General features: G+C 36.7%; 24 protein-coding genes. 14 read left to right on the top strand and 10 right to left on the bottom strand.

Translation table 11 applies throughout. The features are described 5' to 3' along the window. Positions 1–449 precede the first annotated feature (449 nt). Positions 450–1,244: a helix-turn-helix domain-containing protein gene (locus AC4IF5_RS08525; RefSeq protein WP_490733587.1), complete on the top strand. Its 795-nt coding sequence runs from the start codon at positions 450–452 to the stop codon at positions 1,242–1,244. Positions 1,245–1,947: 703 nt separating this feature from the next. Further along, positions 1,948–4,116 carry a S8 family peptidase gene (locus AC4IF5_RS08520; protein ID WP_490733532.1) on the top strand — a complete coding sequence of 723 codons (2,169 nt, stop codon included), beginning with the start codon at positions 1,948–1,950 and terminating at the stop codon, positions 4,114–4,116. Positions 4,117–4,487: 371 nt separating this feature from the next. On the opposite strand, the gene AC4IF5_RS08515 is transcribed toward AC4IF5_RS08520, so the two are convergent. Next, a complete protein-coding gene (locus tag AC4IF5_RS08515; protein ID WP_490733530.1) occupies positions 4,488–4,934 on the bottom strand; it encodes a hypothetical protein in 447 nt (148 codons plus the stop codon). Between the two features lie 125 nt (positions 4,935–5,059). Between AC4IF5_RS08515 and AC4IF5_RS08510 the strand changes: the two genes are divergently transcribed. From AC4IF5_RS08510 to AC4IF5_RS08485, 6 genes are all read left to right on the top strand, one after another. Continuing rightward, on the top strand, positions 5,060–5,884 hold the full coding sequence (locus AC4IF5_RS08510; RefSeq protein ID WP_490733529.1) for a CvfB family protein: 825 nt from the start codon (positions 5,060–5,062) through the stop codon (positions 5,882–5,884). Between the two features lie 308 nt (positions 5,885–6,192). Further along, positions 6,193–6,786, top strand: a complete 594-nt coding sequence (locus AC4IF5_RS08505; RefSeq protein WP_490733528.1) for a TetR/AcrR family transcriptional regulator — start codon at positions 6,193–6,195, stop codon at positions 6,784–6,786. A gap of 89 nt (positions 6,787–6,875) precedes the next feature. Beyond that, positions 6,876–8,228 carry a TolC family protein gene (locus AC4IF5_RS08500; RefSeq protein WP_490733526.1) on the top strand — a complete coding sequence of 451 codons (1,353 nt, stop codon included), beginning with the start codon at positions 6,876–6,878 and terminating at the stop codon, positions 8,226–8,228. 9 nt (positions 8,229–8,237) lie between these two features. Beyond that, entirely contained in the window at positions 8,238–9,299 is a 1,062-nt protein-coding gene (locus tag AC4IF5_RS08495; RefSeq protein WP_490733524.1) for an efflux RND transporter periplasmic adaptor subunit, read from the top strand. 7 nt (positions 9,300–9,306) lie between these two features. After that, positions 9,307–12,492, top strand: a complete 3,186-nt coding sequence (locus AC4IF5_RS08490) for an efflux RND transporter permease subunit (RefSeq protein WP_490733522.1) — start codon at positions 9,307–9,309, stop codon at positions 12,490–12,492. Positions 12,493–12,830: 338 nt separating this feature from the next. Continuing rightward, the gene (locus AC4IF5_RS08485) at positions 12,831–13,829 is read left to right on the top strand and encodes a hypothetical protein (RefSeq protein ID WP_490733520.1); all 999 of its coding nucleotides are present in this window, start codon (positions 12,831–12,833) and stop codon (positions 13,827–13,829) included. Positions 13,830–14,017: 188 nt separating this feature from the next. On the opposite strand, the gene AC4IF5_RS08480 is transcribed toward AC4IF5_RS08485, so the two are convergent. The 9 genes from AC4IF5_RS08480 to AC4IF5_RS08440 all read right to left on the bottom strand — a co-directional run bounded on the left by AC4IF5_RS08480 (position 14,018) and on the right by AC4IF5_RS08440 (position 20,159). Next, positions 14,018–14,464, bottom strand: a complete 447-nt coding sequence (locus tag AC4IF5_RS08480; RefSeq protein WP_490733518.1) for a KTSC domain-containing protein — start codon at positions 14,462–14,464, stop codon at positions 14,018–14,020. Positions 14,465–14,623: 159 nt separating this feature from the next. Beyond that, on the bottom strand, positions 14,624–14,968 hold the full coding sequence (locus AC4IF5_RS08475; protein WP_490733516.1) for a hypothetical protein: 345 nt from the start codon (positions 14,966–14,968) through the stop codon (positions 14,624–14,626). 100 nt (positions 14,969–15,068) lie between these two features. Then, positions 15,069–15,833 carry a hypothetical protein gene (locus tag AC4IF5_RS08470; protein WP_490733515.1) on the bottom strand — a complete coding sequence of 255 codons (765 nt, stop codon included), beginning with the start codon at positions 15,831–15,833 and terminating at the stop codon, positions 15,069–15,071. A 321-nt stretch (positions 15,834–16,154) separates the two neighbouring features. Further along, entirely contained in the window at positions 16,155–16,622 is a 468-nt protein-coding gene (locus AC4IF5_RS08465; protein ID WP_490733513.1) for a DUF2750 domain-containing protein, read from the bottom strand. Positions 16,623–16,748: 126 nt separating this feature from the next. Continuing rightward, entirely contained in the window at positions 16,749–17,330 is a 582-nt protein-coding gene (nudK, locus tag AC4IF5_RS08460; protein ID WP_490733511.1) for a GDP-mannose pyrophosphatase NudK, read from the bottom strand. 37 nt (positions 17,331–17,367) lie between these two features. Further along, the gene (locus AC4IF5_RS08455) at positions 17,368–18,276 is read right to left on the bottom strand and encodes a TIGR01777 family oxidoreductase (RefSeq protein WP_490733509.1); all 909 of its coding nucleotides are present in this window, start codon (positions 18,274–18,276) and stop codon (positions 17,368–17,370) included. A 30-nt stretch (positions 18,277–18,306) separates the two neighbouring features. After that, positions 18,307–18,651: a hypothetical protein gene (locus tag AC4IF5_RS08450; RefSeq protein WP_490733507.1), complete on the bottom strand. Its 345-nt coding sequence runs from the start codon at positions 18,649–18,651 to the stop codon at positions 18,307–18,309. Positions 18,652–18,658: 7 nt separating this feature from the next. Next, complete coding sequence (locus AC4IF5_RS08445; RefSeq protein WP_490733505.1) at positions 18,659–19,252, bottom strand: HPP family protein; 594 nt, start codon at positions 19,250–19,252, stop codon at positions 18,659–18,661. Positions 19,253–19,262: 10 nt separating this feature from the next. Next, a complete protein-coding gene (locus AC4IF5_RS08440) occupies positions 19,263–20,159 on the bottom strand; it encodes an arginase family protein (RefSeq protein WP_490733503.1) in 897 nt (298 codons plus the stop codon). A gap of 269 nt (positions 20,160–20,428) precedes the next feature. On the opposite strand from AC4IF5_RS08440, the gene AC4IF5_RS08435 reads away from it, so the two are divergent. The 6 genes from AC4IF5_RS08435 to AC4IF5_RS08410 all read left to right on the top strand — a co-directional run bounded on the left by AC4IF5_RS08435 (position 20,429) and on the right by AC4IF5_RS08410 (position 25,813). After that, entirely contained in the window at positions 20,429–21,454 is a 1,026-nt protein-coding gene (locus AC4IF5_RS08435) for a methyltransferase (RefSeq protein ID WP_490733501.1), read from the top strand. 159 nt (positions 21,455–21,613) lie between these two features. Beyond that, a complete protein-coding gene (locus AC4IF5_RS08430; RefSeq protein ID WP_490733499.1) occupies positions 21,614–21,946 on the top strand; it encodes a single-stranded DNA-binding protein in 333 nt (110 codons plus the stop codon). A 14-nt stretch (positions 21,947–21,960) separates the two neighbouring features. After that, on the top strand, positions 21,961–22,416 hold the full coding sequence (locus tag AC4IF5_RS08425; RefSeq protein ID WP_490733497.1) for an HRDC domain-containing protein: 456 nt from the start codon (positions 21,961–21,963) through the stop codon (positions 22,414–22,416). 122 nt (positions 22,417–22,538) lie between these two features. Beyond that, on the top strand, positions 22,539–23,888 hold the full coding sequence (gene hisS, locus AC4IF5_RS08420) for a histidine--tRNA ligase (protein ID WP_490733495.1): 1,350 nt from the start codon (positions 22,539–22,541) through the stop codon (positions 23,886–23,888). Positions 23,889–24,092: 204 nt separating this feature from the next. Next, positions 24,093–24,956 carry an SHOCT domain-containing protein gene (locus AC4IF5_RS08415; RefSeq protein WP_490733493.1) on the top strand — a complete coding sequence of 288 codons (864 nt, stop codon included), beginning with the start codon at positions 24,093–24,095 and terminating at the stop codon, positions 24,954–24,956. Between the two features lie 11 nt (positions 24,957–24,967). Next, positions 24,968–25,813: a PH domain-containing protein gene (locus AC4IF5_RS08410; RefSeq protein ID WP_490733491.1), complete on the top strand. Its 846-nt coding sequence runs from the start codon at positions 24,968–24,970 to the stop codon at positions 25,811–25,813. Positions 25,814–25,817 lie beyond the last annotated feature (4 nt).

Genomic DNA, 25,817 nt, shown 5'->3' with positions numbered 1-25,817 from the left:
TGATTGAAGATATACTTATTAATACAATAAAGAGAGACCACACAAAACGGTCTCTCTTTTTCTTTGCCTGTATACAGATTATAAAAAAACGCTTTTTTTATGTTTTTCGCATTATACTACATTATTAATTAATATAATAAACCTATTGTTCTTTAAAGTGATTTTTATTTTTTCTATTTAATGTTTTTTCTGATATTTTTTTAACTTTTATGCTTGATTTAATGTATTGGTTTGTAGTGTTTTATGTTAAAAAAGTATAATGTATTGTAAGAAAAGTATTAGACTAACGAAATAATTTGCACGTAAATTTGATATTAATCAATATTTGTTTAGGCCGCATATATATTGTAAGTATTTCTATAGGCCTAACAGAAATTTTAATGTCCGCTGTTTATATAATGGAAGCAATAAATTACTCAGACAAATTCAATAGCAGTGATTCAGATTGTATAGAGATTTTTGATTATGATAATTATAAAAAAATTTCTAAGCAGCACAGCGTTCTGAATAAACATGCCATCACTTTTCTGGTAAAGGGTTCGAAAAAGGTTTTTTTTAGTAATTCAACGATTTCTATCAACAATTCCGGATCCATCATGATGAAACTAGGGAATTGCCTGATGACAGAGAAGCTGTCGGATATAAATAAGCACAAAAGTGTCGTTATGTTTTTTTCCAATGATCTGTTGTTGGGATTTATCAGAAAACACAAGTTGGAAATAAATGAGCCTGCGAAATTTGATGCTGCTTTTTCATTCCGTGATGATGTGTTTATTAAACATTTTATGAACAGCTTAAGAGATATTTCAAATCTTCCTGAAACAATACGGCAGAAAATGCTTGAGCTGAAATTTGAAGAGATTATGCATTACATTATAGGATTGTATGGTACAGGTTTCCTTTCATTATTGATCTGCAACACAAGCAATGCCTCCCGGAAGTTTATTCAGACCGTTGAAAACAATAAGCTCAATAAATTGACACTGAATGAGCTCGCTTTTTTATGCGGAATGAGTGTCTCTACTTTCAAAAGAGAATTTGAAAAGCACTATTCAGAACCACCCATTAAATGGTTTCTGAATAAAAGACTGGAACATGCCTACTTTTTGTTGAACCAGGAAAGAAAGAATGCATCAGAAATTTATTTTGATGTAGGATATGAAAACCTATCCAGTTTCATCCAGGCGTATAAAGCCAGATATGGAGTCACCCCAAAACAGAATCAGAAAAGAATGAGCTTTTAGATGTATTTTTTGAACATCGTTCTACACTTTTAATGCACTCTTCCATTCTATATTTGTGTTAATATTAATTCAAAGTATGATGAATATTTGTGAATCACATCAGAATTCATGTTTGAATAATCAGAACCAATAGTGTTGGGTTTTTATTTCCGGATGTAATCTTATTTTATATCTGTTTTGTAATCACTCTCTTTTAAGAACCAAAGACTTTGATAACCATGGATGATCAGGAGTATAGTAAAAGGAAAACCTGTTTACATAATACGGTTGATATGAATAGGTCTTGAATGTAATATTTCAAAACATTGTCATCAGGATCAGTATATCTGTATTGAAATTTAATTTTAAAAGGAAAATAAAGATTTTAAATTAAGCATAATATCATCAGAATGATGAATCTGTCTTGATTTAACGGGTAATATTATTTAACGAAATCTAAAAAAACACATTCAATATAGCGTTAAATAAGAATTACTTGGATACTTTTTTTGCTCGATAACAAAAAATGAATTAGATCAGGTAGGGATTTGTAAATAAAATATCCTGCAGATATAAATGGAAATATAAAGTAGGTTCTATCCAAAAACATCAGGGGTAGCCCATTTCAAAAACTTGCTGTAAATGCGGCTACGTCTGGTATTTCTAAAGCAGATATAAAAAATATCTGTGAAGCGAAAAATACATTATAACATTATAGAGTAATATGAATAAAATTTTTATCCCGATCAGCACTTTGATCATCTCATTGGTCAGTGCTCAGAAGACCAATGAAGTATTATTGAGAGAATTTGAAAGCCAGAGACAGGCAAACCACAAAAGATATGAAGCTTATGCAGGAAAACAAAAGGCGATTGATAAAAGCTCCGAACCCTTACAAAATATTTTATCGGGTTTTATGAGAGAAAGAAGTAGCCTGGCAGGTTTTACACCATCCGGGATGCCGCTTTTTTACAGTTCCCATGATTCCAGACAACCTAAAAATTCCAATGCAGATTATCTGCAGAACGGGCAGATAAATGGATTATCGGGCTCATTCAACGGAGAAAATATAAAATATACTATTTTTGATGGAGGCAGAGTGCTGGAAACACATCAGCTGTTCGATAACCTGCCTAACCGGATTATCAATAAGGAAAATGCGGACAGTGTGGCCTATCATTTTCATTCAACAGCTGTTGCCGGCTTTATAGGAGCCAAACCCTACAATTTCAGCGGATCGTGGAGTACTAATACAGGGGTTGTTGTAGCTCAGTTTAATAACCTTAACCTTCAGGGGGTCGCTAAAAATTCTACAATGGATTCCTATTCATTTAATGAGACTACATTACCCGGAAATTCTACCCCAAATACCCTTTTTCAAAAAATAGTGGCGTCGCAGCCTAAAATCTCCAATCATTCTTATGGAATTACTATGGGCTGGGAGCAGAATCCCCAAAATGGAGCATGGTACTGGAAAGGGGATTTTATAAGCCCAGGGACATCAAGAACTTTAGAGGGTACTTATCTGGATAACGATCGAGACTATGATAAGATCGTGTATACTAACCCTTCTTATATCATTGTTAAGTCTTCCGGAAATTCTTTTGGTGATGAACCAGGGGCAAATGATTATAAATTGTATCCTAATCCTAATTTCGATGAAAACTTGCCGGTAGGAGCTGCAAACTCTCCATGGTTATTTTTCGCAGCCACAGATATCCTTCCTCCAAAAAACTGTTCTAATGGTTATGACTGCATAGGTACCGGATCTTTAGCGAAAAATATTATTGTTGTAGGATCAAACGATATCATTACTGCCAATGATGGAAGATATGTGGTGGCGGCAGATGTGGTACATTCCAGCTATAGCAGCGCCGGGCCAAGAGATGATGGAGGCATTAAGCCGGATATTACTGCCACAGGAACTGATGTTGTATCGGCAAGTGTAAGAAATGGCAATCAACAATCGTATGAATACGGAAGCGGAACGTCTTATTCTGCCCCTATTGTTACCGGAATTATAGGGCTGTGGACACAGATCAGCAAGCAGCTTTTTAATGGAGCGGAATTCAATGCCGCTTCTGCGAAAACGCTCATGATTCATTCCGCTCTTGAAGCAGGTAACATCGGACCTGATCCATGGTACGGATGGGGATTAATTGATGCGAAAAAAGGAGCTGAGCTGCTTGTAGGCAAATCTAATAATACCGTTATATTTAATGATGAGACACTGACTAATGGAACTCCTTATACAAAAACGGTAACAGCATCAGGAAGTGAGCCTTTAAAAGTTACGATCTCATGGATCGATCCTGCCTATACAAATATGCCAGCTACAGATTCAGAGGCTTATAATAACAGAAGTTCCAAATTGATCAATGACCTGGATTTGAGAATTATAGATAATGAAGACAATACTGTTTATATGCCATGGAAACTTAATGCCGGTAGCCCGCTTACCCCGGCTACAAAAGGTGATAATACAGTAGATAATGTTGAACAGGTAGTCATTAATACTCCTGCAGCCGGCAGAACTTATAGAATTGAAGTCAGCAACAAAGGAACTTTGGTGAACGATACCGGAGCCCCTGCTCCTCAGAAATATTCAATTTTAATAACCGGTTATAATGATTTTCTGGGAACGAAGGAAGCAAAAAGCTTAAATAGTAATTTAGCCGTTGTTCCGGCAATCACTAAAGACTTTGTAAAAATAGTAAAAGCGCCTGCTAAATCCGTATTTAATGTGTATGACTTTACGGGGAAGAAGCTGCAAAGCGGAACTATTAATAATGATCAGGAGCAGGTAGACCTGTCTGCTTATACTAAAGGAATATACATCATTGAAGTAAAAACAGGTAAAGAGGTTGTTTCTAAAAAAGTTATTAAAGAATAAAGAATAAAGTAAGCTAAGTTCCTGTTAGTACCAGAGGTTCTAAAATCTATGAAAAATAAAAATGAAATAAGAATCCTGAATGATCAATCTGTTTCTGTCAATTTAGGAACAGGGAACAGGAAATCATTCTCGATTATACAACCAGTCAGTGGGTAGCATTAAGTAGGAGCTATAATTCTGGGAACAAAAGTAATTGGGATCAGGCGAATCTTGCTATACACGAAGCATAAACTTCTGATAGGCTTAATGGGAACTGAACTTACAATATTTTTTACAGAGACCGGCTCATTTCGAGCCGGTCTCTTTATGGTAAATAGATGGCTTTTCTCCAATACAACTGAATTCAGTTGTAAAGCAGTCTCTGCTTTTCATCACATCATTTTCATCCTGTCATAAAATTTTGAGCCATTGGGTGCAATATTGATCTGTATTCCGAAAGTTATCCCTTTAAAATATTTTTCTCTCTGGATTGGAAAAGCATATCCGGTATTGAGAAAGATAGTATTGAATAATGAAATACCGATTCTCGGCTCCAGCGAATATTGATTTCCAGATATACCAAACAGCGCTCCATTATGAATAAAATTAATATTGGCCTCCGGAATAAATTTATCCTTCTGGTTGATTCTCGCATAAAGAACAGAGGGACCAAGAATTACAGATTTATCATTCGTTTCTCCCAATCTGAATTCCAGACCAACCTGCAGAACGTTTCTTCCAGTATAGCGGTAAGCAACATTAATTGCTGTTTTATCTAATAGTTGTGCATTGGAAACCAGATTTAAAAGAAAAAATACAAGAATAAAATACTTTTTCATAGGTAAAATACTTTATTCAAATGTACTGGTTTAATGGCTTATTGAAAAATAAAATAATTCTTAAAGACATTGAACAATTTAAAATCTTCAAATTTCCGTACCTTTGTAAGCTAATTTTATCATCAATGCAACTCGGAAAAACTCAGACTTTACAAATTTCAGAAAAAATCAATTCAGGATGGATCCTCGTAGACGAATCCGGTGAGAAAGCTTTTCTGCCTAAAATTTTCATTCAGGAAGAAAAAGAAACAGGCGAAGAGATTGAGGTTTTTGTGTATCAGGATGACGATAAATTGAAGGCAACCACTGAAATTCCGTTGGCAGAAGTAGGTGAATTTGCCGTAATGAGCTGTGTACAAAGCCTTCCAAGCGGGGCTTTTATGGATTGGGGGATTATTAAAGACTTATTTATTCCTTATAAGCAGCAGAAAACTAAAATTGTAGAAGGTAAAAGATACCTGGTCTATATCTATGTAGATGAGGACATGGAGCTGATCACGGGAACTACAAAGTTCAAGAGAAATCCGCAATATCAGGATCTTCCGCTCAAGAAAGGTGATAAAGTAGACCTGATCATGATGAATGAAAGCGAACTGGGCTGGAACGTGGTGATCAATAAGCAGTATATTGGTTTGATATACACTTCTGATGTTTTCAAAAAACTCTATCCGTTATCAGAAGAAAAAGGATATATCAAAACGATCCGGGAAGACGGTAAAATAGATGTCTCTTTACAACCGGAAGGTTTTGAAAATATAGATGAATTCAAACAAAAAATATTAGATAAGCTGGAAGAGAATTACGGACTTCTGTATGTATCGGATAAGTCTTCTCCCGAGGAGATCAAAGATGAGCTTCAAATGAGCAAGAAAAACTTCAAGAAGGCGATCGGAGGACTTTATAAAGATAAGATCATCGACATTTTTGAAGATAAGATCAAATTATTATAAAAAAGAGGTACTGTTTTATAAAAAGTACTTTTGTAAATATTTAAAAATTTATTCACTAAACGATTTTGTGTAGCTTCAGTTAATACTGGAGCTACTTTTTTATATTCCCGGATCAAAAACAACATCATTTTTTCACAGGGCTAAACCAGGCTTTTGCTTTAGTTTAAGCAGTTACTTTTAATTGTAATGATTCAAAAAATTATCTCAAAACATGATGCATATCATAATATTTCTGTTTAATATTTTTGTTTAACAATTTTGTCAAAAATATTTTTTGCTATAAATTTGCACAAATTTGTTTAACAAAAATGTCAAATCAAGCAAAAAAAGACCAAACACAGGAATTGATCAAGGAAACAGCGAAGAATTTGTTCTTTGTGAAAGGAAAATTTGATGCTACTACGCAGGAGATCGCAGATGAAGCAGGAGTGAACAGAACGCTTATTAATTACTATTTCCGTTCAAGAGATAAGCTCATCCAGATCATCTTCGATGAAGCTCAAAGGGTAGAGCAGGAAAAATCAAAGATCATTCAGAACTCTGATCTCCCTTTCAAGGAGAAGATCAGTAAATTCATAGAAAGCAGCCTTTCTACAAGCCTTCAGTATCCTTACCTGGAAACTTATATTGTCTCACAGATCAATAAAGGAACCTGCCAGCAGAGGGAAATTGAAGAAGACGTTCTTAAAGATCTCTACAAAGATATCGAAAAAGAAATGCAATTGGGAAATATTGAAAAAATGGCTCCGGTTCAGTTTATTCTGAACATGGTTTCACTGCTGGTTTTTCCGAGTGCCATCAGACCTTTGTTTATGGAGAATCTGCTGATCAGCGATGAAGAATATGATAAGATTATTTCGGAAAGAAAGGAGATCATTATCAATATGTTATTTAAAAATTAAAAAAAACTAAAGTATTTCTTAGAGTGATTCGTCAGTTAGAAATAAATAATGACTAAAGCTAAATAAAAAAATAAACGAAGTATAAAATTATGAAAAGAAAACGTATAACTGCTAAAAAGCTAAAAATTGGGATAGCTGCAGCATTTATGATTTTCGGCTTTTCATCAGTGTCTGCCCAGCAGCAGGTTTCTCTGCAGGAAGCGATCAAACAGGCACTTCAGAATAAAGCAGAAGCCAAGAAGGCTGCTTTACAGGTAAAAAAAGCCGAATATAAGATTGATGAAGCAAGAGCCGGTGCCCTTCCTCAGATCAGTGCTACTGCCGGACTTACATACAATCCAGTTATTCAGGAATCTTTATTGGAATTTGGAGGCGAAAGAATCAAAGCCCAGCTAGGACAACCTTGGAGTTCAAGTGCCGTTGTTCAGCTTCAGCAGGCTCTGTTTGACCAAAGAGTTTTTACAGGACTTAAAGCCGCAAAATCTACCAGAGAATTTTACATACTGAATGCTGAATTGACGAATGAACAGATCATTGAAAATGTAGCAACAGCTTATTATCAGGTGTTTGTACAGGAGGAAAACCTTAAAACAGTAACGGCCAGCTATGCCAATACTGAAAAAGTAAGGAATGTGATTAAAAGCCTGGTGGATAATGGTCTTGCAAAATCAATAGATTTGGATCGTACCAATGTACAGCTTACTAATATCGGTTCAAACAAGCAGCAGCTAATCAACTCTGTTGAGCTTTCAAAAAATGCATTGAAGTTTTATATGGGAGTTCCTATCGCGACAGATATCGAGCTTGAAGAAAAAACGATTGAGCCAAAACCGGAATTGATAGCAAGTAATGTAAATCTTGATAACCGTACAGAGATCAGAGTTCTGAATAAAAACAGAGAACTTCTTCAGTTTAACAAAAAAGCTACGGAAGCCTATCTTTATCCTACCGTTAACCTTACGGCAAGCTACGGTTGGGCAGGTATGGGGAAAAAATTTCCTTTAACCAACGGACTTAATAATGGTGTACTCTGGAGTGACTATTCAGCCATTGGATTGAATGTGAATATTCCTATTTTCACAGGTGGAGCTACAAAAGCTAGAATTCAGCAGGCAGAAATTGATATTCAGGATATAGATCAGGATATTCAAAAGACACAGCTGAGTCTGGATCTGGATTATAAAAACGCAATTACCAATATGGAAAATGCAATTATCAATATCCAGAGTATGAAAGATAATGTTGACCTTGCGGAAAGAGTTCAGAAAAATACCCAGTCAAACTATCAGTATGGATTAGCAACGCTTACGGAAGTGCTGGATTCTGAAAATGCTTTAACACAGGCAAAACAGAATTATTCTAATGCATTGTTGGATTACAAACAGGCAGAGATCAAGCTGATAAAAGCGAAGGGCGAACTAAACACACTACAAAACTTATAATAAACTAAAATGAAAAAAACTTTAATATATATCATCGTAGCTGCTATACTCGTAGGTTTAGCCGCTTACAAGATTGCCGGTAACAAAGAAAAACAGACTCAGGAAGTAAAGGAGGTTGCCAAGCAGGTAGATAAGATCAACGTAAATATTGTAACCGTTACAAGAGAAAATATTGATACCGATTACCTGGCCAACGGAACTTTCATTCCTAAGCAGGAGATGAATCAGTCTGCTGAAATCTCAGGACGTATTGTAAATGTTTTGGTAAAAGAAGGTTCAAGAGTTGGGGCAGGGCAGATTTTGGCAACCATCAAAAGAGACGCTATCGAAGTTGACGTTACGCAGGCTCAGAATAACTTACAGAATGCTATCATTGATAACCAACGTTACGAAAACGCATACAAAACAGGAGGAGTTACCAAGCAACAATTGGACAATTCAAGACTTCAGCTTAAAAATGCTCAGGCAGCTGTTAAAGCTCAGGGCGTTAAAGTAAATGATACAAGCATCCGTGCAGGGATCAGCGGAACGATCAACAAAAAGATGGTTGAGCCGGGAACAGTGGTTTCTCCGGGAACGGCACTTTTTGAAATCGTCAATATCAACAGCCTGAAGCTTTCAGTATTAGTAGATGAAAGCCAGATCGGAAAAATTCAGTTAGGTCAGGAAGTTCCTATTAAAGTGAATGTTTTACCGGAAGACTCTTTCGTAGGTAGAATTACATTTATTGCTCCTAAGAGTGATGCCTCTTTGAATTTCCCTGTTGAGATAGAAGTTCAGAACAGAGGAAACTTAAAAGCAGGGATGTACGCCACTGCTAAATTCAGTACAAATAATGGTGCGGAAACTCAGAATATGCTGACAGTTCCTGCGGAAGCGTTTGTAAACGGGGTAAGTTCAGGACAATTATTTGTTGTTCAGAACGGTGTTGCCAAATTGATCAAAGTAACCATTGGAAAAGTTTACGGAGATAAAGTTCAGGTATTAAGCGGATTGAATGGAGGAGAGCAGGTAGTAACCAGCGGACAGATCAATCTGGACAACGGATCTAAAGTGAACATTATAAAGTAGAAGATTTATGAAGTTAGCAGAAATATCGATTAAAAGACCATCGCTGGTAATTGTATTATTTACAATTCTGACGTTGGGAGGTATCCTGAGTTATACGCTCATGGGATACGAATTGATTCCGAAGTTTGAAACCAATATGGTAACTATTTCTACGGTATATCCGGGAGCTTCACCGGCAGAGGTGGAAACTTCCGTGACCCGGAAGATCGAGGATGCCGTAGGTTCTTTGGAAAACGTAAAAAAAGTAGAATCTTCTTCATACGAAAGCTTATCGGTAATCATGGTTCAGCTGAACGACGGAGCCGATGTGGACTATGCTTTGAATGATGCTCAGAGAAAGGTAAACGCTATCCTGGCAGACCTTCCGGATGATGTAAAGGCACCGTCACTGAATAAATTCTCTTTGGATGATTTGCCCATTATCACGATGAGTATTTCGTCTGATAAGCTGAACAGTAAGGACCTTTATGACTTATTGGATAAAAAGATCGAGCCTATTTTCTCCCGTGTAAACGGTGTGGCACAGGTTGATCTTGTAGGTGGACAGGAAAGAGAGATCCAGGTGAATCTGGATGAGAAAAAGCTGCAGGGGTACGGACTTTCAATAGGTGATGTACAACAGGCAATTCTTTCCTCGAATCTTGACTTCCCTACTGGTAGCCTGAAGACCAGAACGGCAAAATCTACCATCAGATTATCAGGAAAATATAAATCAATAGAGGAAATGAACAATCTTGTCGTTTCCAATAGAAATGGAGCTCAGGTACGTTTATCTGATATCGCGACCGTTTTTGACTCTCAGAAAGATGTTGAAAAAGTAGCGAGATTCAATCAGTTCCCAACGATCCTGATGCAGGTTAAAAAGCAATCTGATGCGAACGCTGTAGCGGTATCTGAAAGTGTTCAGAAAACAATTGCAACAGTAGAAGAAGCTTATAAAGTTCAGGGTGTAAAAGTAAAAATTGTAAATGATACCACAGAATTTACCCTTGAATCAGCCAACCACGTTATTTTTGACTTATTCTTAGCGATTATTCTCGTGGCTATTGTGATGTTATTATTCCTTCACAGTATCAGAAACGCGTTTATCGTAATGGTTTCTATCCCGGCTTCATTGGTAGCAGCATTCATTGGTATGAACCTGATGGGGTATACTCTGAATCTTATGAGTTTACTAGGCCTGTCGCTGGTGGTAGGTATTCTGGTGGATGATGCGATCGTTGTACTGGAAAACATTTACCGTCACATGGAGATGGGGAAAAGCAAGATCAGAGCGGCTTATGACGGAGCTTCAGAAATCGGGTTTACGGTTGCTGCGATTACGTTGGTAATTGTGGTGGTATTCTTACCGATTGCGATGAGTTCGGGTCTTGTAGCGAACATTTTGGCTCAGTTCTGTGTCACGGTAGTTATCGCGACCTTATTATCATTGCTGGCCTCATTTACCATCATCCCTTGGTTATCATCAAGATTTGGTAAACTGGAGCATTTAACAGGTAAAAACTGGTTTGAGAAATTTATCCTTTGGTTCGAAGGCCTAATTGATAGATTTACACACTGGATCACAGGAATTCTTGAATGGTGTCTGAAAACGACATTGAGAAGAGTTTCAACAGTGGTCATTACGTTCATCGTTTTGATCAGTTCATTCATGCTGGTGGCATTCGGTTTCATTGGAGGAGAGTTCTTCCCGCCGATTGACCGTGGTCAGTTCTTAGTACAGATGGAGCTGTCAAAAGATGCCACTGTTGAAAAAACAAACCAACTGACATTAGACGTTGAGAAGTTTTTAAGAAATGATAAAGATGTTGTAGACCTTATTACAACGGTTGGACAGCAGTCAACAGGTTTTGGAGGAGCTCAGGCAACGACATACCAGTCTGAAGTTCAGGTAAATTTAACGGATAAGTCTGAACGTTCTGAAAGCACCAACATCAAAGCGGCAAAAGTAAAAAGAGCATTAGAGGAGAAATTCACAGGTGTTGAATTTAAAACAGCTCCAATCGGTATCATGGGTGCGGAAAATGCTCCGATCGAAATGGTAGTGACTGCTCCTGATAACGCTACCGCGGTAAAAGAAGCAACAAGAATCCTGGAATTATTGAAAAAGGTTCCCGGAGCAGTAGATGCTGAATTATCAACCGATTCCGGTAACCCGGAAGTACAGGTGACGATCGACAGAGATAAAATGGCTTCTTTAGGCTTGAATCTTTCAAGTGTAGGACAGACAATGCAGACAGCATTTAACGGTAATACAGATGGAAAATTCAGAGCCGGAGAATATGAATATGATATCAATATCCGTTTTGGAGATGTCAACAGACAATCTATTGATGATGTGAAGAACCTTATGTTTACAAACCCTCAGGGGCAGCAGGTTCGTCTAAGTCAGTTTGCGGATGTGAAAATGGGTTCAGGACCTAGTTTACTTGAGCGTAGAGATAAATCCCCTTCCGTAAAAGTAAGAGCGAAAGCAGTAGGTAGACCGGTAGGTGACGTAGCGAATGAGTGGGCAAACCAGTTTATGAATAGCGAGAAGAAACCTGTAGGTGTAGATTACATCTGGAGTGGTGATATGGAAAACCAGCAAGAAGGTTTCGGTACGTTAGGAATTGCGTTATTAGCGGCTATTGTATTGGTATATCTGGTAATGGTTTCGTTGTATGACAGTTTCGTTTATCCGTTTGTGGTATTGTTCTCCATTCCATTGGCGATGATCGGGGTAATGGTGATCCTTGCCTTAACAGCAAATTCATTGAACATCTTCACGATGCTGGGTATGATCATGTTGATTGGTCTTGTAGCGAAGAATGCGATCCTTATCGTTGACTTTACGAATGCAAGAAAAGCAGCAGGGGCAAACACTCACGATGCATTGATTCAAGCTAATCACGCACGTCTTCGTCCGATCCTGATGACAACAATTGCGATGATCTTCGGTATGTTACCGATCGCATTGGCAAGTGGAGCAGGAGCGGAAATGAACAAAGGTCTTGCATGGGTAGTTATCGGTGGTTTAACATCGTCTCTATTCCTTACATTGATCATCGTACCGGTAGTGTACTCTCTATTTGATTCCATTCTAAGAAGAATGGGGAAAGATAATAAAGTAGACTATGAAGCTGAAATGAAAGCGGACTATGTACACAGAGAACTAAGTGAGGACGGATATACTCCTAAGCACTTAGATTAAATGACAACCTTTAATTAACCTAAAGCGCCTCAGAAAATCTGAGGCGCTTTTTATTTATAATTCTTGATGGCTTCCAATAGTTTTTTTAGTATATATTTACTTTCCAAGGTTTTTACTTTGGATACTTTGTTAGGTGAATTTTGAAAAACAAACGTAAAATATTTTAATTCATACTTGTTTTTTTGCATTTTTGCAGATGTAACCCCAAAAATGTTAAAAGAAAAATTGAAGGACCTATAAAAATTATTGTAAAAAAAATATAAACACAAATGAAAAAATTAATTTTATTATCTTTATTGTATTGCACTAACATTGGTGCGCAGAACTTATATTGTACAATGTCAAGTTATTCTAATAATGTCATCTACGATTATATGAATAAACTGGATAATAGCAGCGGAGCACAAATGTCATCAACATATTTGTTCAGTAATGGTAGCTCAAATATTGGCAGTGCGTCATTCGATCCTCTTTCTAATACGATTTTTACCCTTAATTCAGGGGTGAATGTATTGGGGAAGTATAATGTTGGGACTGATATGTTTTCTACATTACAACTTCCCTGGCCAGCCAATAGCAGTGGGGTGTATGTAAATATTGCAATTGCTGATGAAAGATTATTCGCCATCAAGGAAAATTCGTCCAATATTGTTTCTGTATGTGAATTTGATAAAGTAACAGGAAATCTTATTTCTGAATATTTTTATACAACTCCTTCCCTTAATGGGGCTTCCGATTTTGTTTTTTGCCAGGAAACTAGTGAGCTTGTCCTTTTGGTCAATAATAAAATTGTTAAATATAATATCGTAACAGGGACTGAAACGTCATTCAATTTGCCTTCAGGAACTTATGACAGTATTGTGTCGGTCAACCAGAAATTATATGTTACGAAACAGAGTATGGTTTCAGGAAATATTGTGTTTACTATAGAATCTTATCAATTATCCACTGGTGATCTGGTCAGTTCCAATGTACTTTCAAATACCTTTACAGAAATTGATGAGGGAATCCGTAATTTGTGTTTTCTTGGAGCTACCAATGAACTTGTAGGTACCATAATTTCACAAAATGAAATCAAATTGCTAAAATTCAATATCAGTACATTTGCTGAAAGTTTAACTCATCTTTTTTGGGGACCTCCATATTTTTTAGGCGACATGGTAGCCACTACTTCTATGTCAACATTATCAACACATGAGAATTTGGGAAACAGCAAAAACAAAAAAATAAAGAATGCATATGATATGGTAGGGCAGAAAATATCTCCTGATACCAAGAATCAGATAATCATTCTCGAATATGAAGATGGAACTCATAAAAAGGTATTTCAAAAATAATGAAAATCCATCTGGCTGAATCTTAAACAGTAGTATCTCACAAACTTTATAAGTTGAAAAGTTATTTCTGAAAAATTTTGGGTACTCAAAACTCAGAAACCTTCGGAAATAATTTTTTACTTTTTTATTGGCAATAAAAAAGACTTCCGGAGTGAACCGGAAGTCTTCGCTTATTTTTATATGGAAAATTAATCTGCCATCACCTCACCTGCCTTTCTATAGACAAAACTTCCATAGATATGCCTTCTTGCAAAACGGCTTGGAGAGTCGGAATTGACCATTTTAATATAGGTATTTCTTGGAACTCCAATATATTCATAAGTTTTTCCATTCAGATGCTGAACAGTCAGAACTGATTTTTCAAGATAGAAATCCTGAATGTTTGATTTGGTAATTGTTTCCGTATATTCTTCTTTATACTTTTCCTGCGTTTCCGGATTGATGCTCACTAAAAAGTGATAGGCCTCGATCACAGATTTGCTTTTTTCTTCTGCGTCCAGTTTACCGGCTTCGTCATTGATAAATTTATCAGGATGCGTATCTTTCATTGTATTCCTGTAAATGGTTTTCAGTTCTTTTAAAGTAACATTTTTATCTACCCCAAGAAGCTTTCTGTGCTCACCAAGTCTTTTCATATGTGGATATTTATTGATTTTTTAAGGTCATATGCAATCGCTTTCTTTATCGGTATCTGTTTCCACAATACTGGTTTGGCAATTCATAATTGAATCCTTTTTTCGGGGTGCAAAATTAGGGAATTAAATCTGATAAATCATAACTTATTCATTATTAATTTATTTGGTGCTGATGTTTTTATTTTCATGGAAATATTCATAAGCATAACTTTCCAGATCTCCACCTTCTGAAATTAAATGTCCTTGCTCATCATAAATTTTGAAACTCTCTTGTGAATTTCCCATGCCTGCAGAGCCATCCAGACCAAGAAGAATAGTGTAAAAGGTATCTGTCAAAAGATCAGAAATTATATCCTTTAGCTTTTCAGTCTGAATTCCATCCAGATTCAATTGTTCAATTTTTATTGAAACCTGAGTTCTATACTCTTGCAGGCTATTAAAACTTGAAGTAAGAATATTTTGTTTCTCTAAATAAAAATTTCTTACAAACTCTTCAGTAGTCATTTTGATGGATTTTATTTCTTTAATAAAAAAACAGTACCCAACCAGGTACTGCCACTATAATCTCTAAATCTCAGAATTCCTTAATCTTTTAATTAATAATCTATGGAGTATCACAATTTCTTTTCAGCTTCGTAAATATTCTGTCAAAATCCTTATAAGCTGTTCCTTCATCTTCACGTTTCTGTCTGAAGCTGCTGTTGGCACAGTTGTGAAAGCTGAGTCCGATCATATCGATCAAAGCATAATCTTCTCTCTGGGGATCATTCATCTTTGCGTTGAACCGGGTCATTACCCCTTGCGGATCAGCGTTGTTTTTACTTTTAAGTTCGGTATAGGCTTTCCATGAAGCAAACATTTTTTCGCGGTCAGGAGAGGAGATGGCATCAATGGACTCTTTACAGGTTGCATAGAATTTGCTGTTTTTCAGTGTGGAAGGATCAGAAAAAGCGAGGATCTCTTCCTTATTCAGTTCATATTCATTTTCAAACGTATAAATGGCATTTTCGTACAGCTTTTTCCAGACAGGAAGATCGATTACCTTAAGGCTATAGAGCTCTTTTTTCCTTTCCTGGTATTGTTTTTCCAGATCTTCCAAATGAGCCTCTTTATTTTGGCGCACTTCTTCAAGACTGGATAATTTAAAGATAGGACGGGTATCAAAGTGAACCCCGTTGAATTTATATAAAAGTTTATTAACGCCGTCTATTTCTTCTTTTTCATATTTGGTAGCATCAAAATATCCTTTGTTGTCACAATTGAATGTCTGATAGCTGTAGGGAGTAAGATTACTTACTTTTGAAGGATTTTTTTGCCCCCAAACAATAACAGATAGAGCTGAACAAAGCCCGATCATCATTTTTTTCATGCACATAGTTGTTGAAAGAATCTGAATTTTCTGAATTTCGCTCCAAAATTAAGGCTTTAAATTTGAAAATTAAAGAATTACGCCAATTTTATGTAATTATTTTATCGATTTGATAATGATTTTAATTTGTGCTTTTATTTTGGTTTAAATTTTTGATAAAATTCAATGTGTTGTATGATGATTATTAGCTTGTAAACGAATTAAAATCTGTTCATTTTGAAAATTATAATAGAATAGAGATCAAGCCTTACAGGTTTTTGAGAACCTGGATTTTGTCATCTGCTGATTGGTTATTTTTCTGATCAGTAAGATGTAAGCCTGTCAGAGGTTTTCTTTTTCCAAAACTTCCCTGATCTGGTTTTCCATATCGTTTATACTTTCAAACTTTCTCAGCTCCAGCGGTTTTCCTGTATTTTTAAGCTCCTGAATAATGTCAAGGATCAATTCCAGAGGCTCTGCTTCATAGCCGAACAGATTACTGTCAAAATTAGTCCCGGCGATCAGTCCGTCACTGTTCATTCCTAAACACCAGTTTTCTAAAAACTCATTGAGGGAAATAGGAGATACTTCATAATGATTCCATTCTTTTTCTACGCAGGATTTTGCTCTTGCCGCATCTGACCAGAAACAAATGATCTGCACCGGTTCACCATCTTCATATTCTAAATCATTAGAATAGGAGGTGGCATACCCTTTTTCGTCCCTTAAAGCAAAGACAGTTCCTGTCTCACTGATCTTTTTGATGAAGTCTTTATGTCGGTCCTGAATGGTAATATGATCCTGAAGCATGTAATTAGTTATGAGTTAGAATGTAAATCTGGCATCTGATGGCTATAGCTATTTGTATCTCGGCCATGACCTAAATATAAAAAATAAAATCGTTAATGCAGCATATATTTTGCATGAATACAAAAATTACAAAATCCCTTTAATCCGTAAATGCTGCAACAGCATAATCGTTTTTGCATCTTTGATCTCTCCCGTATCAATCATTTTAAGACTTTCCTCAAAAGATAATTCCAGGACTTCTATATTTTCACCTTCCTCTTCCAGTCCGCCGCCATCGGTGATTTTCATTTCAGGGGAATACTCAGCAATGAAAAAATGAAGGATTTCCGTTACAGAACCAGGAGACATATAGGCTTCAAATATTTTTTCAACCCGGGAAATTTTATAGCCTGTTTCTTCTTCCGTTTCTCTCTTTATACATTCTTCAGGGTTGTCATTATCCAAAAGACCAGCACATGCTTCAATAAGCATTCCGGTGGTATTTCCATTGATATAGGTAGGTAAACGGAACTGCCTTGTCAGTATAACCGTGTTTGAAGAGGTGTTGTAAAGAAGAATCGCGGCTCCGTTTCCTCTGTCATAGGCTTCTCTGCTTTGGGTCTCTGAAGTTCCGTCCTTTTTTAGAACAGTATAGGTGACTTTGTTTAAAGTATACCAGTTATCAGATAAAATTTCTGTTTTTAAAATTTTAATATTAGGATTTTGCATATTGCTGTATAATCTTTTATAATTGTTTTTGTTGCTGTTACTGAGTTTTTAATAAATCTTGTAAGGCATTCTTTAGATCCGGAAACTTAAATCTGAAGCCGGCATCCTGAATTTTTTGTGAAGCTGCCCTTGAGCCTTCCAATATGGCACTGGCCAGCTCACCAAAGATCAGTTTTAAGACGAATCCCGGAACATTAGGCATCAGTAAAGGCTTGTTCAATACCCCTGCAATCTCTTTTGTCAGATCTTTATTGGTGACATGTTGTGGAGATACAGCATTATAAGAGCCTTCAATAGCATCATTTTTTAAAGCAAATGCATAGAGCGTGCAGATATCCTCAATATGGATCCAGGGCATATATTGTTTGCCACTTCCCAAAGGAGAGCCTATATAATACCGAATGGGTGGAACCATCTTTTTCAATGCGCCGTCCTTTTCAGAAAGAACAACAGCGGTTCTTACTTTAACGATTCTTTCAGCAAGATTTTGTTCCTTAAAATCATCAGCGGCCCTTTCCCATAATACGACCACTTCACTCAGAAAATCATTTCCCGGCTGATCATTTTCCGTATAGATCTTTTCGGTGGTTTCTGTACCGTAAAAATTAATTCCGGAAGCGGAAATAAAAGATTTAAGTTTGATCTTATTTTTCTTTAAAGCATTTCGAAGTAGTGCAGCCGAATCCACCCGGCTGGAGATCAGTTCTTTTTTTCTTTCCGTTGTCCAGCGCTTTTCTGAGATATTGGCACCTGCCAGATGAATGATATGAGAGACATTCTCCAGCGCTCTTTCATCAATCACTCCATTTCTGACATCCCATTCATATTCGTTGGCCTTTTCTTTTTTCCGGGTCAGGAACCTTACTTCATATTCCTTTTCTATTTTTTTTGCCAGTTCCCGGGCAATCATACCGTTAGCACCGGTGATCAGAACAATTTCTTTCATAATAATATATTTGATATGGTGTAGAGCAGATTACAGCTGGTTTCTTACAATCAGGACGAAATCATCCTCCAGGAGTTTATAGCCATAGTCATAGATGAACTTGTATTCAGAACCATTTTTATAAACCTTTAGATTGGTGAAGTAATCGAAATCAAAACCTAAGTTATCCAGCTTGGATCTGGCTACTTTGGTTTTACCGTCAGTATTGATCTCGACAAGAATTCTGTAGTTTTTGCGGAGTTTATTATTGATATTCCGCATCAGATTGGTTGAGTCCTTATTCTGTTTATTGTTATAGGCGTTCCGGCAGGCATCATTACAGAATTTTTTATCAGACCTTCCGATGATTTTTTCGCCACATTCAAGGCAGTTCATTATTTTTTCATTTTGTGTGTTGAGTGTGTCTTTTTCTTAACAGTCTTTTAAACCTGCTGTGGGAGGGATAGCTTCTGTTGGATGTTATATTATTAAAGAACAATGCCACAAGCAGCAGGATAATACACCCTGAGAGGACAGGGGAGATAACGTACCAATACCCTAATTCCGGGATTTTTCCGGTGGAGCTTACCGCAATCAGAGCAGTTGCACCCCCGGGTGGATGAAGGGTTTTCGTATATTGCATCAAAACAATGGAAAAAGCTACCGCTAATGGGGCAGAAAGCCAGATGATATCCGGAACGATCTGATAGACAGTAACCCCAACCAGTGCTGAGAGCACATGACCCCCGACCAGATTCCGGGGCTGGGCAAGAGGACTTTGAATAGCTCCATAGATAAGAACACTTGACGCTCCAAAAGAACCGATCAGAAATATATTTTCTGTTTCCGTCAGAGAATGGGACTGGATGAATGCAATAATCCCGATCCCGAAAAATGCACCTAAAAATGACCAGAAATGCTCTTTGTAATCAACCAGCGTTTCTTTATAGATCACATATTTTGAGACCCTGAACGTTCTTTTTATCGTCTTCTTCATTTAGTCTTCTTTATTTTTTTATAATCCGAGTCAAATTTTCTACAAAAGGTTGGGTATAAGTCCCATTTTCATCATAATCAGGATCGAGAATAGTGATTTGTATTCCAAAGCATTGAGGCTTTTCAATTAATGGCTCCAGCATTTCCTGGAGATCAGCATAGCTGATTCCATCTTCCATTCTGCTGTCAACGGCAGGCATGACTTCATCCTTCAATACATCTACGTCAAAATGGATAAAAAAGCCGTCCAGCTTTTTTTCATCCACCATCGTCAGGAAATCGTCAGCTGTTTTCCTGAAACCATTTTTCCTGAGACTTTCAAGATCAAAATAATGAATTCCGGAATTGATGATCTGGCTCACATATTCATCATCATCTGTTTCTGCATTTCCACAGCAGAAAATATTGTCTTCTGAAAAATAAGGTTTCAGATTGTCAATATCCGTAAATTTTTCATGACCTGTTCCGGTTATGATAGCAAGATCCATTCCTGCAGCACCTCCGGTTTCGGAAAGCTCCGGTGGAATAAAATCAGTATGCCCGTCGAGATAAAAAAGTCCGAAGTTTCCCAGCTTTCTCAAAGCAAGGGCAGTTCCTATCAGGATACTGCAGTCGCCTCCCAGAAAGATATTAAAGGAATTCTTCTCATAGCTGTTCAGGATGATTTCAGACTGCTTTTTAGCATACTCAATAATAGGCTCTGCATTTCTGACCTTTGATTCCTCGTCAAAATCCATTGTGTATTCCGGGGCATCGAGTCTGAAAATGTTGTTAGGATCAATTCTTGTATGGAAACCGAATTTCCTGAGCCAATCCGGCAGTTTTCGGACTCCGGGCTCGATCTCATGCTCTTTCTTTGTAAGTCCCAAATTGAGAGGAAACTCAAAAATATTGATGTCCCTTTTCATAGATGAATTTTGACAAATATACGTAATTATCCGTTTGTAAATGGATAGGATTAAGAGATATAAGTATTTTAAAAGAAACAAAAAGGCAATCATTGAAGAATGATAAGCCTGTTTAGATCATACTCCAAAGCAATTGAGTCACCCTATTGACAAAAGTTGGTTAATTTCAAAAACTTTAAGTATTTTTATTATTAAATTATTTCACTTAATTATGATAAATGTATTAAATTTTTAACTAAAGCAAAATAACCGATCAAAAAACTATTAGTATGGAAAAACTACAAATTAAGCCCGAATCAACTTTAAAGATGTTTGAAATATTGGGCGGAATGTGGATTGCAGGCTGTGTGAAGACAGCCGCGGAGCTGAATATTGCAGATCAATTGGCCGATGGACCAAAAACGATTGATTCATTAGCAGTAGCAACTGGTTCACTCGAAAAGCAGCTGTATCGGATCATGAGAGCGCTGAGCAGCATAGGTGTTTTTGAAGAGCTGGATCATAAGACCTTCGCGCTGAATAATTTGGGAGCAACCTTACTCACTGGAGTTCCCGGTACTGTAAAAGATTTTGTACTGGCTAATTTAAACGAACATTTTCCAGGCTTTATGGAGCTTACCTATGGTGTTCAGACGGGAAAAGTTCCTTTTGAGCATGTACATGGTATGAATCTTTGGGAATATTATAAAAAATATCCGGAACTGGCAGCTAATTTTGGAAGAGGAATGACAGGTTTGTCTAATATGGATTTGAAAGCAATTATTGATACTTATGATTTTAGTCCTTTCAAAACTATTGTGGATGTAGGTGGAGGAAACGGTATAATGATGTATGCTATGTTGGATTCAGCTCCTGACAGCTCAGGGATCATTTTCGATGAATCCCATGTTATTGAAAAGACTATTCAGCTTATTCCTGAAAATTTGAAAGAAAGATGTTCTGTAGCAACCGGTAGTTTTTTTGATAAGCTTCCGGAAGGAGCTGATCTGTACACGATGAAATGGATCATCCACGACTGGAATGATGAGGAATGCATCCAAATTTTAAAAGCATGTCATGAGGCGATGTCTAAAGGCTCAAAATTATTGATCATAGATGCTGTAATTCCGGATGATTCTCAAAATACGCCACACATATCCAAACTTTTAGATATTGTTATGATGGCTTGTATAACAGGAAGAGAAAGAACTTTGAATGAGTTTAAATTCCTGATAGAGAAAGCCGGATTGCAGTTTAATCGTCTGATTTCTATTGGTATAGAGTCAAAAAGTATTATTGAATGTGAAAAAGTATAATTTGTTCCTTAAAGATTATCCGACAACAAACGAATACAAATGAATTTAAATAATTTATAACCGACTGATGTGCGGTGACATCGCAAACTTTGCAACAGAGATTTGAGAAAGCAGTGAACGTCTCTTATCTGAATTATTAATCTTTAAAATCTAAACGTTATGTCACTAAGAAACAAAGTAACATTAATTGGTTACACAGGAAAAGAAGTTGAAATGGTAAACTTCGAAAACGGAAATGTAAAAGCAAGTGTATCATTAGCTACAAGCGATCATTACACGAATGCTAAAGGAGAGAAAGTGGAAGAAACACAATGGCACAATCTGATTGCATTCGGAAGGGTAGCGGAAATTTTTGAGAAATACGTTCCCAAAGGAAAGGAAATTGCCATTGAAGGAAAGCTTACGTACAGATCGTATGACGATAAAGACGGCGTGAAAAGATATATCACGGAAATCCGTGTAGATGAGATCCTGCTACTGGGAGGAAAATAATTCTAAAAACGCAAATGATGAAAGTGAAAGTTTTTAAAATCAGGCTTCCCGAAGAATTCCTGTACAAAGATCAGAAAATGCTGGATGATTTCCTGGAAGCCAATGAGATCATGAAAGTGGAAACCGCTTTCGTGAGTGAAGAACGCTATTGGTCTGTCATATTGTATTTTGATGACTTAAAAGTAGTTAAAAACACAGTGAAAGAGCCAAAACCGGTGAAGTACTCTGCAGAAAACGATCCTCTGAATTCTGATGAAGAAAAGATTCTGAATGCCCTGAAGCTTTGGAGATCAGAGAAAGCCAGAGAACAAAATCTTCCAACTTACTTTATAGCGAGTAATAAGGAACTGATGTCTGTAGCCAAGTACAAACCTGCTAAAAAAGAAGAGCTGCTTGAGATCAAAGGATTCGGAAAACATAAGATTGAAAATTATGGAGAAGAGATCCTGGAGATCCTTGAAAGTGTCTGATTTTTCAGAATAAATGATTATCTGACAAAAAACCGGGGGAAGAATATTTCCCCGGTTTTTTATGCTGTGTAAAATTCCCTGCAATTCCGTACTTTTGCGTATATCAAAATGACATACAAAAAATGAAGCCAAGCTTAGCAAAAGGAACGAGAGATTTTACGGCACAGGAAGTTTCCAGAAGAAAATATATCATCAATATTCTACAGAATAATTTTGAATTATTCGGGTTTCAGCCATTGGAAACGCCAAGCTTTGAAAATCTTTCTACGTTGACAGGGAAATACGGAGAAGAAGGAGATCGTTTGATCTTTAAGATTTTAAATTCAGGGGATTACACTTCAAAGGTGAATCAGGAAGACTGGGAAAATAAAAACCATCAGAAGCTTACTTCGCAGATCTCCGACAAAGCCCTTCGTTATGACCTTACCGTACCTTTTGCAAGATTTGTAGCTATGAATCATGGAAAACTGACATTTCCATTCAAACGTTATCAGATCCAGCCGGTTTGGAGAGCAGACAGACCTCAGAAAGGGAGATTTAGAGAGTTTTATCAGTGTGATGCAGATGTAGTAGGAAGCGAAAGTCTGTTGCAGGAAGTAGAATTGGTTCAGCTGTATTTAAAATCATTCGCTGATCTGAAGGTTCCTGTAACCATTCATATGAACAACAGAAAAATTCTTTCCGGATTGGCAGAATATGCGGGGATTACTGATAAACTGATTGATTTCACTGTAGCTTTGGATAAGCTGGATAAGATCGGAAAAGACGGTGTTGTTAAAGAACTATTGGAAAGAGAAATCTCTCAGGAGTCTATCGATAAGCTTGATTTCTTGTTTGAGCAATCTGATGATGCATTAGAAAATCTACTACAGCTGAAAGAAAAATTTACCGGCAACGAAATCGGACTGAAAGGAGTGGAAGAACTTGAATTTGTTCTTACGCAATCCCTGAATCTGGGTGTTGATATACAAAACCTTGTATTCAATATTACTTTAGCCAGGGGCTTAGATTATTATACCGGAGCTATTTTCGAAGTAAAGGCTGATGAAGTGGTGATGGGGTCTATCGGTGGAGGTGGTAGATATGATAATCTTACGGAAGTATTCGGTGTTAAAAATATTCCGGGAATAGGGATTTCATTCGGCTTGGATAGGATCTATCTGGTAATGGAAGAACTTAATCTATTCCCTGAAGAGGCTTCTGCCAAAATAGAATATTTATTTGCCAATTTTGGAGGTGAAGAAACAACAGATGCTTTAAAGCTGATCATGCAGCTAAGAGCAAAAGGAATTTCAGCAGAATTATACCCTGAAAATGCAAAGATTAATAAACAGTTTACTTACGCAGAAAAGAAAGGGATTAAAAATCTAGTTTTCCTGGGTGAAGAAGAAATTAAAAATAACACCGTTACTTTCAAAAACCTTGAGGCTGGAGAACAGAAAACGGTTTCCCTGGAAGAGTTCTTAGGATAGTAATGCAGCAGAAACTGTTAATTCAGTTAAAAATATAAAATCAACCACAAAATACTTTTTGTGGTTGATTTATTTGATAGATAATAAGATTTAAATATTTTTAACTTCTAAAATCGATTCAGAATTTGTAATTTGGATCAATGCTATTAAATACAGTAAAAACATATTCTGTATTCATTTAAAACTTTTAAACATAAAAACCAAATGAACACTATTTGCGCATTGTGCGGAACACCACTGACAGCAACAGATATGCTCTTAGGTAAAAATAAGCTTGCTGATGGAGGTTATTTGTGTGCCGGATGCTTTACGAAGGCTATTAGTATCAACAGAGATCTTATCAATAATCTTGATCAGTTTTATTTTGCAGAGATTACAGGAATGATTTTGAAAAGTAAGATTGATGCCAGCCAGAATCCGGGAGGATCTCAACTTCCAGGAGATAGTCATTATGAATACGAAGGGCCTACCAGATTGGATGAAATCAAGGATCAGATTGTAGCTCTTAATGCAAGACTGAGTGTGCTTGCTAATGAAGAAGTTAAGGAATTACCCAATGTTTTGGACAGAGATGAAAGATTGTTGGCCATTGCAGAGGGAATAGACCTTCAAAGTAACAGAGAAGGAATTATATTTTCAACCCAGAGAAGGGTTGCCTTTATTGATAAAAAGTTTTTGGGTGGAGTGGTAAAGAATGAGTTTGCTCTTAATCATATTTCTTCTATCGATCATATTGAAAACCTTTTATATTCAATTCTGAAAATCAATACCTATGGAGGTACAGTACAGTTTAAGCTGCATAATAAAAATGACGGAAGAGCATTCTCCAATGTCAAAAACAAAAGTATAAATTATTCTGAAAGTGAATTCAGACAGAATTCAACACCATTGCAGGCATTTTCACAAACGATTCCGGATTTGGTACAGGAAAACGTATACGGTACCAATAAAGAAGATTCCGGAGCTATTCTTGAACAGTTGGAAAGATTAGGTAAACTCAGAGAGAACGGGATTTTGACAGATGAAGAGTTTACAGAACAGAAAAAAAAGCTGTTGGATAAATTATAAAAGAAGAAGAAATGAGTAATAATTGTGCATTGTGTAAAGCGGAATTAACATCTATGGATACACTTTTGGGAGCCAATAAACTTTCAGACGGCAATGTTTTATGCAATAAATGTCTGAACAAGGCAAGCAATATCAATGAGGAATTGCTGTACAACCTTAATGAATTCAGTGTTGATGATATTAATGAAATATTGAATATCAGAAAAACAGAACCGGTTCAGGCATTGATAATTACAGAACAGAATCTCCCGGTAGCTATAGAATCAGGATCGCATCATATTTCAAAAGAAATTTACAAAAGGAGGCAGCAAAAAATAAAATATGAACTGAAAAAACTGAATGCCAGTCTTTCTGTTTTTACCAGAGGGGAGATCAAAGAACTTCCTTATATTATTTCCGAGGATGAACCAATAATCGCGATTACAGATGCCCAGTTTGTCAATACATTGGCTGCCGGAGTACTGGTGGCAACCCCCAAAAGAATGATTTCAGTTTCAAAATCAATGTTTGGAGCAGCAAAAATCAACGATTATCCTAACGAAACCATAAGGTCTGTAAGTTTTGTCACAGACCCGAGATCCCCAATCATTAAACTGCATCTGGATGAAAGAGTGGTGGAGTTTGAATGCTATATGGATAAAGAGGATGCTGAAAAGTTCTATGGCACAATAAAAGCGATCTATAATAATCCTCAGAAAGAATTCTCAAAACAAAAAATCGATAATGCCAGTAAAAAAGTATCTTCAGAAGAAATTTTTGAGCAGCTGGAAAAATTAGGAAAACTGAGGGAAAACGGGATCTTAACCGATGCGGAATTTGCACAACAGAAAAAGAAGCTTCTGGAACAGTTAGGATAGTATT

This window comes from Chryseobacterium sp. UF-290 (assembly GCF_058245615.1).
The sequence above is the reverse complement of the archived record's forward strand: the minus strand, read 5'-3'. Positions and strand labels throughout refer to the sequence as shown.